The organism is Pseudomonas sp. NFACC13-1, from assembly GCF_900104425.1.
Taxonomy (GTDB): domain Bacteria; phylum Pseudomonadota; class Gammaproteobacteria; order Pseudomonadales; family Pseudomonadaceae; genus Aquipseudomonas; species Aquipseudomonas fluorescens_AA.
This window is the reverse complement of sequence record NZ_FMXV01000035.1, coordinates 19,089-32,616: the sequence shown is the minus strand read 5'-3', so window position 1 is coordinate 32,616 and position 13,528 is coordinate 19,089. Positions and strand designations below refer to the sequence as shown.

At 61.2% G+C, this 13,528-nt stretch carries 12 protein-coding genes, 1 tRNA gene and 1 pseudogene; 11 read left to right on the top strand and 3 right to left on the bottom strand.

The window, feature by feature from the left end; all coding sequences use genetic code 11:
* Positions 1 to 117 precede the first annotated feature (117 nt).
* The 5 genes from rbfA to BLQ55_RS28160 all read left to right on the top strand — a co-directional run bounded on the left by rbfA (position 118) and on the right by BLQ55_RS28160 (position 4,351).
* On the top strand, positions 118 to 519 hold the full coding sequence (rbfA, locus tag BLQ55_RS28180) for a 30S ribosome-binding factor RbfA (RefSeq protein WP_060739217.1): 402 nt from the start codon (positions 118 to 120) through the stop codon (positions 517 to 519).
* 3 nt (positions 520 to 522) lie between these two features.
* Positions 523 to 1,440 carry a tRNA pseudouridine(55) synthase TruB gene (truB, locus tag BLQ55_RS28175; RefSeq protein ID WP_060739216.1) on the top strand — a complete coding sequence of 306 codons (918 nt, stop codon included), beginning with the start codon at positions 523 to 525 and terminating at the stop codon, positions 1,438 to 1,440.
* Positions 1,441 to 1,583: 143 nt separating this feature from the next.
* The gene (gene rpsO / locus BLQ55_RS28170) at positions 1,584 to 1,853 is read left to right on the top strand and encodes a 30S ribosomal protein S15 (RefSeq protein ID WP_011332409.1); all 270 of its coding nucleotides are present in this window, start codon (positions 1,584 to 1,586) and stop codon (positions 1,851 to 1,853) included.
* Between the two features lie 194 nt (positions 1,854 to 2,047).
* Positions 2,048 to 4,153, top strand: a complete 2,106-nt coding sequence (gene pnp, locus BLQ55_RS28165) for a polyribonucleotide nucleotidyltransferase (protein WP_072411314.1) — start codon at positions 2,048 to 2,050, stop codon at positions 4,151 to 4,153.
* 125 nt (positions 4,154 to 4,278) lie between these two features.
* A tRNA-Thr gene (locus BLQ55_RS28160) sits at positions 4,279 to 4,351 on the top strand.
* A gap of 13 nt (positions 4,352 to 4,364) precedes the next feature.
* On the opposite strand, the gene BLQ55_RS28155 is transcribed toward BLQ55_RS28160, so the two are convergent.
* Entirely contained in the window at positions 4,365 to 4,913 is a 549-nt protein-coding gene (locus BLQ55_RS28155) for a hypothetical protein (protein ID WP_092258756.1), read from the bottom strand.
* A 304-nt stretch (positions 4,914 to 5,217) separates the two neighbouring features.
* On the opposite strand from BLQ55_RS28155, the gene BLQ55_RS28150 reads away from it, so the two are divergent.
* A complete protein-coding gene (locus tag BLQ55_RS28150) occupies positions 5,218 to 5,523 on the top strand; it encodes a DUF6388 family protein (protein ID WP_072341097.1) in 306 nt (101 codons plus the stop codon).
* A 38-nt stretch (positions 5,524 to 5,561) separates the two neighbouring features.
* Here BLQ55_RS28150 and nadC read toward each other — a convergent pair whose 3' ends face one another.
* Complete coding sequence (gene nadC, locus BLQ55_RS28145) at positions 5,562 to 6,410, bottom strand: carboxylating nicotinate-nucleotide diphosphorylase (protein ID WP_092202131.1); 849 nt, start codon at positions 6,408 to 6,410, stop codon at positions 5,562 to 5,564.
* A 224-nt stretch (positions 6,411 to 6,634) separates the two neighbouring features.
* On the opposite strand from nadC, the gene BLQ55_RS28140 reads away from it, so the two are divergent.
* The 5 genes and pseudogenes from BLQ55_RS28140 (at position 6,635) to BLQ55_RS33000 (ending at position 12,626) form a co-directional block, all read left to right on the top strand.
* A complete protein-coding gene (locus tag BLQ55_RS28140) occupies positions 6,635 to 8,848 on the top strand; it encodes a DUF1631 domain-containing protein (protein WP_092258753.1) in 2,214 nt (737 codons plus the stop codon).
* 64 nt (positions 8,849 to 8,912) lie between these two features.
* Positions 8,913 to 9,473 (top strand): 1,6-anhydro-N-acetylmuramyl-L-alanine amidase AmpD, encoded by a 561-nt coding sequence (gene ampD / locus BLQ55_RS28135; RefSeq protein WP_092202135.1) that lies wholly within the window; start codon positions 8,913 to 8,915, stop codon positions 9,471 to 9,473.
* Positions 9,470 to 10,306, top strand: coding sequence for a regulatory signaling modulator protein AmpE (ampE, locus tag BLQ55_RS28130; RefSeq protein WP_092202137.1), 837 nt, complete (start codon positions 9,470 to 9,472; stop codon positions 10,304 to 10,306). Before ampD ends, ampE begins: the two co-directional genes overlap by 4 nt.
* Positions 10,307 to 10,628: 322 nt before the next feature.
* Positions 10,629 to 11,720 (top strand): annotated as a pseudogene (locus BLQ55_RS33005) (methyl-accepting chemotaxis protein); the annotation flags it as partial.
* Positions 11,697 to 12,626, top strand: a complete 930-nt coding sequence (locus BLQ55_RS33000; RefSeq protein ID WP_371128555.1) for a methyl-accepting chemotaxis protein — start codon at positions 11,697 to 11,699, stop codon at positions 12,624 to 12,626. The pseudogene BLQ55_RS33005 and the gene BLQ55_RS33000, both read left to right, overlap by 24 nt.
* Before the next feature lie 116 nt (positions 12,627 to 12,742).
* Here BLQ55_RS33000 and BLQ55_RS28120 read toward each other — a convergent pair whose 3' ends face one another.
* A complete protein-coding gene (locus BLQ55_RS28120; RefSeq protein WP_092258746.1) occupies positions 12,743 to 13,519 on the bottom strand; it encodes a TatD family hydrolase in 777 nt (258 codons plus the stop codon).
* Positions 13,520 to 13,528: the final 9 nt, after the last annotated feature.

Below are 13,528 nucleotides of genomic sequence, written 5' to 3'. Positions count from 1 at the left end.
GCGCTGCCTGGCTGGCGGACTCTAAACGCAACGCCCGGTCTGGCTTTTGCCAGGCCGGGCGTTTGCCGCTTTCAGACCTCGCGGGTTTCACCGTGGGGCAGTAACAGGTAACAAGACATGGCAAAAGAATACAGCCGTACCCAACGAATCGGCGATCAGATGCAGCGCGAGCTGGCCCAGCTGATCCGTCGCGAAGTCAAAGACCCGCGCGTCGGCCTGGTCACCATCACCGCAGTGGAAGTCAGCCGTGACGTCGGTCACGCCAAGATCTTCATCACCGTGATGGGGCAGGACAGCGCCGAAGAAATCGCCCAGAGCATCAAGGTGCTCAACTCGGCCGCCGGCTTCCTGCGTATGCAACTGGCCCGGGAGATGAAGCTGCGCAGCGTCCCACAGTTGCACTTCCACTACGACGAAAGCGTCGCACGGGGTGCGCATCTGTCGGCACTGATCGAGCGCGCCGTGGCGCAGGACAGCCAGCACCCGGTTGCGGCTGACCCCGAAGACACCAAGGAGTAATCGGTGGCTCAGGTCAAACGTATCCGTCGTAACGTCAGCGGTATCATCCTGCTCGACAAGCCGCTGGGGTTCACCTCCAACGCGGCGTTGCAGAAGGTTCGCTGGCTGCTCAATGCTGAAAAGGCCGGGCACACCGGTAGCCTCGATCCGCTGGCCACCGGCGTGCTGCCGCTGTGCTTTGGCGAGGCGACCAAGTTTTCCCAGTACCTGCTTGATTCCGACAAGGGTTACGAAACCCTGGCGCAACTGGGCAAGACCACCACCACGGCGGATGCTGAAGGTGAGGTTTTGCTGGAGCGCCCGGTGACCGTTGGTCAGGCGGATATTGAAGCGGTCTTGCCGGGTTTTCGCGGGCAAATCAGCCAGATACCGCCGATGTACTCCGCTTTGAAGCGTGATGGGCAGCCGTTGTATAAACTGGCCCGTGCAGGCGAAGTAGTGGAGCGCGAACCGCGTTCTGTTACTATTGCGCGCTTGGAATTGCTGGCCTTTGACGGTAATACTGCGCGGCTGGCCGTGGATTGCAGCAAAGGCACCTATATCCGGACCCTGGTGGAGGATATCGGTGAGCAGCTCGGCTGTGGCGCGTACGTGGCAGAATTGCGACGGACCCAGGCCGGGCCTTTCACGTTGGCTCAGACGGTCACGCTGGAAGAGCTCGAAGCGGTGCATGCCGAAGGCGGCAACGAAGCGGTCGACCGTTTCCTGATGCCATCGGACAGCGGGTTGCTGGATTGGCCGCTCTTGCAGTTCTCGGAACACAGTGCGTTCTACTGGCTCAACGGCCAGCCGGTACGTGCCCCGGATGCGCCGAAGTTCGGCATGGTCCGGGTACAGGATCACAACGGTCGTTTCATCGGTATCGGTGAAGTGAGCGAAGACGGGCGCATTGCGCCGCGTCGACTGATTCGGTCGGAATGACCGGAACCAGCCTGCGTAACAGCAGGTTGGCGAGTGTGGCTGTTAACAGGCACGGTCACTACTCATTTATAGATACAGGGATTTGTCCCTGGCCTGTTGAAGCTGTTTCCTCGGAACAGTTTCCTGACTGGAAGGATTGCCTCATGGCTCTCGACGTTCAAGAAAAAGCTCAAATCGTAGCTGACTACCAGCAAGCTGTTGGTGACACTGGTTCGCCAGAAGTGCAAGTTGCACTGCTGACCGCCAACATCAACAAACTGCAAGGTCACTTCAAGGCCAACGGTAAGGATCACCACTCCCGTCGTGGTCTGATCCGCATGGTAAACCAGCGTCGTAAGCTGCTGGACTACCTGAAAGGCAAGGACGTGAGCCGTTACAGCGCTCTGATCGCTCGCCTGGGTCTGCGTCGCTAACAAGCGATTGCGCTAGAGGTTGGTGGTCTGTCGTGCGTCAGTGGGTATCCCGCTGGCGCATGGCAGGCTCCCAGCCTCAAGTTTTATCTGGATACACGTTTTACCCTGGACAGGCGTCGGGCCGATTCCCGTCATTGCCCAAGAATTTCGCAAGAAGACAAGTTCCCCAAGAGCCACAAAGAAGGTAGGACACCGTGAACCCGGTAATCAAAAAATTCCAGTTCGGTCAGTCGACCGTTACCCTCGAGACTGGCCGTATCGCCCGTCAGGCCTCCGGCGCAGTGCTGGTCACCGTTGACGACGACGTCAGCGTATTGGTGACCGTTGTCGGTGCCAAGCAAGCCGATCCAGGCAAGGGTTTCTTCCCTCTGTCTGTCCACTACCAGGAAAAGACTTACGCTGCCGGTAAGATCCCTGGCGGTTTCTTCAAGCGCGAAGGCCGTCCTTCCGAGAAAGAAACCCTGACTTCCCGACTGATCGACCGTCCGATCCGTCCGCTGTTCCCAGAAGGCTTCATGAACGAAGTGCAGGTTGTCTGCACCGTCGTATCCACCAGCAAGAAAACCGATCCGGACATCGCTGCGATGATCGGTACCTCGGCTGCCCTGGCCATCTCCGGCATTCCTTTCGATGGCCCGATCGGCGCTGCCCGCGTCGCGTTCCACGAAAGCACCGGCTACCTGCTGAACCCGACCTACGAGCAACTGAAAGCCTCGAGCCTGGACATGGTCGTGGCCGGTACTTCCGAAGCCGTGCTGATGGTTGAATCCGAAGCCAAAGAGCTGACCGAAGACCAGATGCTGGGCGCCGTGCTGTTCGCCCACGACGAGTTCCAGGTGGTGATCAACGCCGTCAAGGAACTGGCCGCCGAAGCCGCCAAGCCAACCTGGACCTGGGCTCCGCAAGCCGAAGCCACCGAACTGCTGGGCGCGATCCGTGCCGAGTTCGGCGAAGCGATCTCCCAGGCCTACACCATCACCGTCAAGGCTGACCGTTATGCGCGCCTGGGCGAGCTGAAAGACCAGGTCGTCGCCAAGCTGTCCGGTGAAGAAGGCCAGCCGTCTGCCGCTGAAGTGAAAGCCGCTTTCGGTGAAATCGAATACCGCACCGTTCGCGAAAACATCGTCAACGGCAAGCCGCGTATCGACGGTCGCGACACCCGTACCGTACGTCCGCTGAACATCGAAGTCGGCGTCCTGCCCAAGACCCACGGTTCGGCACTGTTCACCCGTGGCGAAACCCAGGCCCTGGTCGTTGCTACGCTGGGCACCGCCCGTGACGCGCAACTGCTGGACACCCTGGAAGGCGAAAAGAAAGACCCGTTCATGCTGCACTACAACTTCCCGCCGTTCTCGGTGGGCGAGTGTGGTCGCATGGGTGGCGCCGGTCGTCGCGAAATCGGTCACGGCCGTCTGGCCCGTCGTTCGGTCCAGGCCATGCTGCCAGCCGCTGACGTGTTCCCGTACACCATTCGCGTGGTATCGGAAATCACCGAGTCCAACGGCTCGAGCTCCATGGCGTCGGTCTGCGGCGCATCCCTGGCCCTGATGGACGCTGGTGTGCCGATGAAGGCACCGGTTGCCGGTATCGCCATGGGTCTGGTGAAAGAAGGCGAGAAATTCGCCGTCCTGACCGACATCCTGGGTGACGAAGACCACCTGGGCGACATGGACTTCAAAGTGGCCGGTACCGCCAAGGGCGTCACCGCACTGCAGATGGACATCAAGATCAAGGGCATCACCGAAGAGATCATGGAAATCGCCCTGGGCCAAGCCCTGGAAGCGCGCCTGAACATCCTCGGCCAGATGAACCAGATCATCGGTCAGTCCCGTACCGAGCTGTCGGAAAATGCTCCGACCATGATCGCGATGAAAATCGACACCGACAAAATCCGTGATGTCATCGGTAAAGGCGGCGCGACCATCCGCGCGATCTGTGAAGAAACCAAGGCTTCGATCGACATCGAAGACGACGGTTCGATCAAGATCTTCGGCGAAACCAAGGAAGCGGCAGAAGCGGCACGCCAGCGCGTCCTGGGCATCACTGCCGAAGCCGAGATCGGCAAGATCTACGTCGGCAAGGTTGAACGCATCGTCGACTTCGGCGCGTTCGTCAACATCCTGCCGGGCAAGGACGGTCTGGTTCACATCTCCATGCTGAGCGATGCTCGCGTCGAGAAAGTGACCGACATCCTCAAGGAAGGTCAGGAAGTGGAAGTGCTGGTACTGGACGTGGACAACCGCGGCCGTATCAAGCTGTCCATCAAGGACGTCGCAGCAGCCAAGGCATCGGGCGTTTAATCACCCCATCGCCTGACCGCTGAACAAGCAAACGCCCCGACTGGTTCGGGGCGTTTTGCTGTGTGACGAAAATCCCTGCCAGGCAGGTTGCCTGGCCACCGGAGACGGTGCTAGTTTTAGCCACCGCCCGTGTAGCTCAGTCGGTAGAGCAGCGCACTCGTAACGCGAAGGTCGCAGGTTCGATTCCTGTCTCGGGCAAGATTTCCCCTCGTTATTTCACCTTCCTGCTCAGTTCCTCGACCGTGCGTTTGAGCTGATCCATCTCTCGATCCTGATCGCTGAGTTCCCGTTTCAGGGACGACATCTCGCTGTTGCTCGAACTCGAATTGGAGCCGCTATTGCGCTTGAGTTCTTCCACTTGCTTGCCAAGGTCGTTCAGGTCGCGTTCCTGTTCCTTGATAGTGCGCTTGAGCTCGTCAATCTCTTTGCTGCTGGAGGTGGAACTGGAGCCGCTGTTGCGCTTGAGTTCTTCGATCTGACGGGCCTGCTCGCTGAGGACGCGTTTCTGGCTTTCCAGTTCCTCGGCGTTGTTCTTCACGGATTTCGGCAGGTTTTCCAAGGCGCTGACGCTGACGTTGGTCTTGACGAGTACGTACTTATCAAATCGGTCATAACGAAGGGCAGGAATGGCGTCGTCGGAAGATGGCCCATCGGAGGAGACTTCAACCGCCGCTTGAGCCACGTCAGTCAAGGTCAGGCTGCCAAGCAGCACGGTCGCGGTGGCAAGTTGGATCGACAAGCGTTTCGAAAAGCTGCGCATCACTGGGGTTCCTTGTGAAGTGCCGGCATGGCACATGGCTATGACTGGTTATTTTGACAGATGTTCCAGGGCCCGCAGCGCTTCTTCTGCACAGGTTTTTTTGTGGGATAGATGTAAAGAACCGTGTAAATCGTCGGCAAAACATCCTATATTCGTTGCCTGCATGTGCATCGCCCAGCAGTTTTCAGATGATCCACGAATGGTTCTGAAGGCCAGATAAACCGGGCTTCACACGGTTTTTTGCGTCAGAGAGATCCTTGATGATCCAGATCCATCTTCCATTCCCCCGATCAACGAGAACGCCATGACTGTTAAAGCATTGACCCAGGAAGCCAGGCACGAAGAAGCGCTGAAGAAGTACGTGCTGGATGCGCCCCAGTTGCTGGAAGAGATCAAGGACTTGTCCGCCGACGATCAGAAAGATCAGATCCAATGGGCATTCGAGGACGAGGCCGAAGCCCAGGGGCTGCAACCCTGGGAGTTGACGCTCAAGTACACCAGCACGCCTGAAGAGTTCGAGGCACAGCGCCTTGCGTTGCACAAGGAAGCGGCCGAGGTGCTGGGCGTGGAATGGGATGAGTACTGCGAGATGAACAATCTGGTGGTCTGAAAAAAACGCCAGCCTTTCAAGGCTGGCGTTTTTTGTTGTCAGAGGCTCAAGCGCATCGACAGATCCACTGCCTTCACATCCTTGGTCATCGCGCCGATCGAGATGTAGTCCACCCCGGTCTCGGCGATCGGGCGCAACGTGCTTTCATTGATCCCGCCGCTGGCCTCCAGCTTCGCCTTGCCGCCATTGAGGCGCACGGCTTCACGCATGTCGTCCAGGCTCAGTTCGTCGAGCATGATGATGTCGGCGTTGGCCGCCAGCGCTTCGTTCAACTCCGCCAGGCTTTCCACTTCGATTTCCACCGGTTTGCCCGGTGCGATCTTGTGGGCGGCCGCGATGGCCTGGGCGATTCCGCCGCAGGCGGCGATGTGGTTTTCCTTGATCAGGAAAGCGTCGTACAGGCCGATGCGGTGGTTATGGCAGCCACCGCAGGTGACCGCGTACTTCTGGGCCAGGCGCAGCCCGGGCAGGGTCTTGCGGGTGTCCAGCAGCTTGACCTGGGTCCCGGCGACAAAGTCGGCCAGGTAACGGGCCCGCGTGGCGACGCCCGAGAGCATTTGCAGGAAGTTCAGGGCGCTGCGTTCGCCGGTCAGCAGCGAGCGGGCCGGGCCCTCCAGGTGGAACAGCGCCTGATCGGGAGTGACCCGGTCGCCGTCGTGCACTTGCCAATGCACCGCGACACGCGGATCCAGTTGCCGGAACACGGCATCGACCCAGGCCGTGCCACTGATGATCGCCGCGTCGCGGGTGATGATGGTGGCCTTGGCCAGGCGTTCGGCGGGGATCAGTTGCGCGGTGATGTCGCCGCTGCCGATGTCTTCAAGCAACGCACGGCGCACGTTGGCTTCGATTTCGGCGGTCAGATCGGCGAGGCGTAGATTCGGCATAACGGGCTCCACAAACAAAGTGGCGTGATTATAGGGTGTCGAAACCTGCATTTGGTCGCGTCCTCGCAACATTTCCTCATTTTCCCGGTCACTTATTTGCGCCGTATTTCGAGCTGGTTCACAGAGTCTACTGGTACGACAGGGTTGTTTTACCCGATAATGCGCCTTTCGATTGACGTCATAGCTTTGACGTTGCGAACCGAAAACCGTTTCAGGAGGCCAGGATGCACAACGACGGGAATGTAGTGCCTTTGCACAAGGTGGCTACCGATCAGGCGAATCGTTCGCCGCTCGCCCGCCTGCCTGTGATTCTGCTTCAGGTTCGCGACAAGGCCGCCCAACAGCTGCGCCTGGGCTTGCAGGGGCTGTTCGATAACGCCGACGACACCTTGTTTGAAATGGCCGATCGGGCGCGCGACGACGTCGAGCAGAACTTGTACTTCGAGGCCATGCGGGACTTGCGCCTGAAGCGCAAAAGCATCGAGCGGGAATTCATCGAGCAGTTTTTCGAGACCTTCGTCAGCCTGACCCAGTACGACCTGACCCACGCCAGCCTGGTGCCCGCCCTGGCGCCGGAAGGCCAGACACAGCGTTCCCACGATGAGCTGGAACGTCATCTGGCGGTCGAGGCCATGGTCACTCGGGTGCTCAGGCGCGATGGCGTGTCGCTGGAGCAACTGACGGCCCGGCTCGGTGTACTGCTGGACCGGCCGCTGGCCAACCAGTACAACCCCCTGAGCCCGGCGCTGCTGTGCGAGAAGTTCCTGCAGGCCGGGCGTAACCTGGGCGTGGGCATCAAGGTCAAGCTGATCCTGCTCAAGCTCTTCGAGCGTTATGTGCTCAGCGAGTGCGACCATCTCTATACCGAGGCCAACCAACTGCTGGCCGCCACGGGCATCTTGCCGGAGCTCAAGGTGACCCCGGCTCGCCGGGCGTCGGATCGCTCCGAGGATCCCCCCAGGGCCAACGCCGAAATCGCTGCCCAGCCCAGCGATGCCGAGGTCGACGACAGCGTGCAGGAAGTGTTCGCCGCCTTGCAGAAGCTGTTGATGCAAGTGCGTGGCAGTGTGGCGCCGACCCTGGAAGCCAGCGCGCCGCCTCAACCGATCTCGACCCGTGACCTGCTGCGGCTGCTCTCGCACTTGCAGCAGTACGTGCCAGCGCCTGCCGTGCAGGACGAATTCGACCTGCGTAGCCAGCTCGAACAACTGTTGACCCGGGTCAGCGTCAGGAGTGGCAAGTCCCGGGTGGTCGAAGGCGCCGATGAAGACGTGATCAACCTGATCTCGATGATGTTCGAATTCATCCTCGACGACCATAACCTCCCAGACTCCTTCAAGGCCCTGATCGGCCGCCTGCAGATCCCGATGCTCAAGGTCGCGGTGCAGGACAAGAGCTTCTTCAGCCGCGGCAATCATCCGGCCCGGCGGCTGCTGAACGAAATCGCGGCCGCCGCCATGGGCTGGGGCGATTGCGACGATCATCAGCGCGACAGCCTGTATTTGCGCATCGAACAGGTCGTGCAGCGCCTGCTGAATGATTTCGTCGATGACCCGGCGATTTTCTCCGAGCTGCTGGCCGATTTCCTGGCCTTCACCAGTGACGAGCGGCGGCGCAGCGAGTTGCTTGAGCAGCGTATCCGCGATGCCGAAGAGGGCCGGGCCAAGGCCGAACTGGCGCGCCAGCGGGTCGAAGGGACGCTGAACCAGGTGATGCTGGGCAAAGTCTTGCCGCAAGCCGTGGTGGAGTTCGTGCAACACGCCTGGAGCCAGGTGTTGTTGCTGACCTGTTTCAAGCACGGCAAGTATTCCGCCGAGTGGCAGGCCGACGTCCTGACCCTGGAGCATTTGATCTGGAGCGTCCAGCCGCATGACGAACCGGACGCCGGCCTGCGTTTGCTGGCGATGGTGCCGGAGCTGCTCAAGGCCCTGCGTGAAGGCCTGAGCCGTTCGGCGTTCGACCCGTTCGCCACCAGCGAGTTTTTCAGTGAGCTGGAAGTCCTGCATGTGCAGGCGCTCGAACGCACGGGCCAGGCAACGGAACAGGCCCAGCCGTTCGATTCGCCGGCCATGGTCGAGGTGCTGGAAAAAATCGTCCTGCGCCCTCCGCAAAAAACGGCGGGGGAGAGCGTGGCGGTGCATTTGCCGGCGGATGATGTCGGCCTGCTGCAGGTCGACCAGTTGCACCTGGGGAGCTGGGTCGAGTTCCAGGAGGACGATGACAATACCCTGCGTTGCAAGCTGGCGGCGATCATCGAGGCCACCGGCAAATATGTCTTCGTCAATCGCACCGGTCTCAAGGTGCTGGAGCACAGCCGCACCAGCCTGGCCCTGGAGTTTCGTCGCGGCGCGGCGCGGCTGTTGGACGACACCCTGTTGTTCGACCGGGCGCTGGAGTCGGTGCTGGGCAATCTGCGCCAGCTCAATCGCGGCAAGTGATCGCGCAGCCCGGTCCGATCACGGCATACTGGCGGTATCCACCGTCGTCGTCGAAGGAACCTGTATGCAGTTGGACTCCGCGAGCGGTTGGTGCGAAGGGGTGCGTCATTGCCCATCGCCCAACTTCAATGCGCGCCCCGAGGGCGAAATCTCCCTGCTGGTGATCCACAACATCAGCCTGCCCCCGGCACAATTCGCCACCGGCAAGGTGCAGGAATTCTTCCAGAATCGTCTGGATGTCACGGAACATCCCTACTTTGCCGGTATCGCTGACCTGCGGGTTTCTGCGCATTTTCTGATCGAGCGTGACGGCGCCGTGACCCAATTTGTCTCTTGTCTGGATCGTGCGTGGCATGCGGGCGTCTCGTGCTTCGAGGGGCGTGAGGCCTGTAACGATTTTTCCCTGGGCATCGAGCTTGAGGGCACGGATGATCTGCCGTTCACCGACGCGCAATATGTCGCATTGGTGGACCTGACCCGGCAGTTGCAAGCGGCGTTCAAGGCGATCACTGTGCAGCGTATCTGCGGGCACAGCGACATCGCACCGGGGCGCAAGACCGATCCGGGACCGGCATTCGACTGGGCGCGCTATCGCACGGCCCTGACAGAAGGGGAAGGACAATGAGTTTTCTGGTGTTGCTGCTGGCTGTCTGGATCGAGAAATTCTCGGCCTTGCGCCAGCGGGTCCAGCGCGACGGCGGTTGGCTGCGCGAGCTGAACAAGCTCGAGGCGAGCCCACGGTGGGTCAACCGACCCTGGCTGGTGCTGACGGTGCTGGTCCTGCTGCCTGTGGCCGTGCTGGCGCTGCTTTTGTGGGTGCTGGAGCCAGTGGCCTACGGTCTGCTGGCGCTGCCGGTGCATTTGCTGGTGGTGATTTACAGCCTGGGGCGCGGCGATCTGCTGGCCGCCCTCGGGCCGTTTCGCGACGCCTGGCGTCGGGAGGACCTGCAAGCGGCAGCCCATGTGGCCAAGCGCGACCTGGACATTGAGGCCGATGACGGTGAGCAATTGCTGGAGCGGGTCCAGGGGCATTTGTTGTGGCAGGCCTACCAGAGCTTTTTCGCGGTGATTTTCTGGTACTTCGTGTTGGGCCCGGTCGCGGCCTTGAGCTATCGACTGCTGGCGCTGGCCGCCGAGCACAGCCAGAACCCCGGCGTGGCCGAGCGGGCCGCGCAAATGCGCCATGCCTTCGATTGGGTGCCGGTGCGGTTGCTGGCGGCAAGCTTCGCCCTGGTGGGCAATTTCGTCGCGGTCAGCCGGGTCATGCTGCATGAGCTGTTGAACTGGAACATCAGCGCCGCCGACCTCATCGACAAGGTCGGCCTGGTGGCTGGCGAAATTCCCAAGCCTGTCGCCGGGCCGGATGGCATCAATAGCCTGGACCGCCTGTGGGAATTGCTGCTGCGTGCGGCGGTACTCTGGTATGCCGGGTTTGCGTTGTGGACGGTGTTGGCCTGACAGCTGTCGTCAAGGTGCTTTCTGTGGCGAGGGAGCTTGCTCCCGCTCGGCTCTGTAGGAGCTGGCGAAGCCTGCGATCTTTTGATCTTTCGCTTGGGATTCAAGCGTCGAGGGAAAGATCGCAGCTTCGTTGCACTCGTCAGCTCCTACACCGCTCCTACGTCGTTAACCTTAAGTTACAAATCTCCCCGCCGATTTAGGCTATACAGGGACAGCGCCCGAATAGTGGCTTTCTGCTGTCTCTGTGCGCGAGCTCATAACAATAAGAACACTACCGGGAGACTTCCTTGTGAAGAGTTTGCTCTGGCCCGCCGTCGCGCTGATGAACCGCCTGAGCTTCGGCATGAAGTTCAGCCTGATCAGCGTGCTGTTCCTGCTACCCATGCTGGTGACCAACTTCTTTCTGGTGCGTGATTCCTATCGGGAATTCCAGGGCACCCAAGTGGAGCTGCAAAGCCTCGACCTGCTGGGCAGCAGCCTGGCCCTGCGCCGGGACCTGGAAACCCTCAACAACCTGGTGCAGATCAACGCCAGCCTGGGCCAGTCCGGCAAGGCTGGTGATGTCGAAGCGAAGATCGGCAGCCTGGAGCAACAAGTCCTCGCGCGCCTGCAAGGCATGAACGCCATGGCCATCGAGCCCGAGCAGGTCAGTGCCTTCGAGGCCAAGCGCGACGAGATGATCGCTGCTTTCAAGGCCCAGCAGGCGGAAAGCTCCCTGCAGAGCAAAAGTGCGCTGATCGGCAAGTTGCTCAACAGCGCCCAGATGTTCAGCCAGATCATTGCCAGCCAGGCGGGGCTGAGCCGCGACAACCAGAGCGACATCCGCCAACTCAGCGAATTGATCATCGGCACCACTCCCAAGGTCACCCAGATCCTCGGCGATGGCCGGGCGCTGGGGGCGTCCTCGTTGGGGCTGGGGTTTCTCAATTCGGCATCGAGCACCCGCTTCGACGAGTTGCTGGCGCAGATCGAAAAGCTCCAGGGCGAGTATGACTTGAAACTGCAGGACGCCCTCGGCTCCAGCAAGGCCGCCGGGCAAGCCCTTGGCGCCCAGGCCGAGGGTAGCAAGAGCAGCCTCAAGAAAGCGTTGGAGCTGATCGAGGAGCAAGTGGTGATGGCCGACACCCTCGATGCACCGTGGCCGGCGTTCTTCGAGCAGGTCAGCGGCCTGATGGAGCAGACTTATCGGCTGAACGAAGCGACCCAGGGCTTTCTCGGTGTGCAGTTGCAGCAGCGGCTTGAGCAGAATCGTAGCCATATGGTGCTGCAGGCCGTGGCGCTGGTGGCGGTGTTCCTGTTGATTTTTTACCTGTACGCCGGCTTCTACGCGTCGACCCGCACCACCCTCCAGCACTTGGGCCAGATGATGGACAAAGTGGCGGCGGGGGACATGACGGTCAATTTCGTGGCGCGCAGCAAGGATGAGCTGGGCGAATTGGGGGAAGTGTTCAACGGTACGGTGGCGAAGATCCATGACCTGATCGAACAGGTCAGCCGCACCGTCGCGGAAGTCGAACGCCAGGCCGGGCAGGTGGAGACGGTATCGGCCCAGAGCAACCAGGCCGTCGCCGGCCAGCGTAGCCAGATCGAACTGGTGGCCACGGCGATGAACCAGATGTCGGCCACGGCCCAGGAAGTGGCCCGCAGTGCCGCCGCTGCCGTGAGCAGTGCCCACAGTGTGAACGACGAGACCCTCAGCGGGCGCGGGCTGGTGGAGTCGCAGCAGGGCAGCATCGCCCGCTTGGCCAGTGAGATCGATCAGTCGGTGCAGGTGATCAACCAACTGGCGACCGACAGCCAGGCCATCAGCCGCGTGCTGGATGTGATCAAGAGCATCGCCGAGCAGACCAACCTGCTGGCCCTCAATGCCGCCATCGAAGCCGCCCGTGCCGGTGAACAGGGTCGGGGTTTTGCGGTGGTGGCCGATGAAGTGCGGACCCTGGCCAAGCGGACCCAGCAATCGACCGGAGAAATCGAAGCGATGATCGCCCGTCTGCATGGCGGTGTCGGTGCCGCCGTCAAGGCGATGGGTAGCAGTCATGAGATGGCCAGTGGCACGGTCGGCCAATCGGAACAGGTCCAGCAGGCCTTGGAAAATATCCTCGGTGCGGTCGGCATGATCGTCGACCAGAACCAGCAGATCGCCGCCGCCGTGGAGCAGCAGACGGCCGTGGCCCATGACATCGACCAGAACATCGTCGAGATCAACCGCGCCGGCGAACGCACGGCCGAAGGCGCGCACCAGACCGAAAATGCCAGCCGTGAGCTATCTGCCCAGGTGGTGCAGCTCAAGCAACTGATCAATGCGTTTCGGGTGTAGTGCTGGCTGATTTGACCCAAGGTGGGAGCGAGCCTGCTCGCGATAGCGGTGCATCAGTCGACAAATGGGGGCCTGCCGCGCAGCAATCGCGAGCAGGCTCGCTCCCACAGGTTTCTTTACCAGCCGAATAATTCGCGGGCGTTAGTGGTGCTGGCCTCAGCCAGTTGTTGCGGGCTGGTACCCATGACCCCGGCCAGCGCCTCGCAAATCGCCGGCAAGTGCGCCGGGCTGTTGCGTTGTCCAGGAAACATCGCTGGGGCCATGTCCGGTGAGTCGGTTTCCAGCACCACCGCATCCAGCGGCAGTTTCGCCAGCACCCGGTGCATGCGCAGGGCCTGAGGCCAGGTCGCCGCACCGCCGAGGCCGAGCTTGAAGCCGAGCTTGAGGTATTCGCGGGCCTCTTCAAAACTGCCGGCGAAGGCATGGATGATCCCCGCCCGGGTGGGGCTGATGCGCTTGAGGGTCGCGATCACGGCGGCGTGGCTGCGGCGCACGTGGATCAGTGCCGGCAGTTCGAACTCCAAGGCCAGTTCCAGTTGCGCTTCGAACAGTGCTTGCTGGCGGTCACGGTCCAGGGTCTCGATGTAATAGTCCAGGCCGATCTCGCCCACTGCACACAATTGCCGGTGCCCGGCCAGGCGGCCCAGCCAGTCGCGCAACAGCGCCACGTCGTCGGGTCGATGCTGGTCCAGGTACACCGGGTGCAGGCCCAGGGCGGCATGCAGGCCCGGGTCGCTTTGCACCAGGTCCCAGACCCGCTGCCAATTGTCCCGGTACACACCCAGCACCACCATTTGCCGCACGCCCAAGGCGCGGCTTTCGGCCAGCAGCGCCGGGCGGTCCGCGTCAAAGTCCGGGAAGTCTAGGTGGGTGTGGGTGTCGATCAGCTCCATTCATCAATC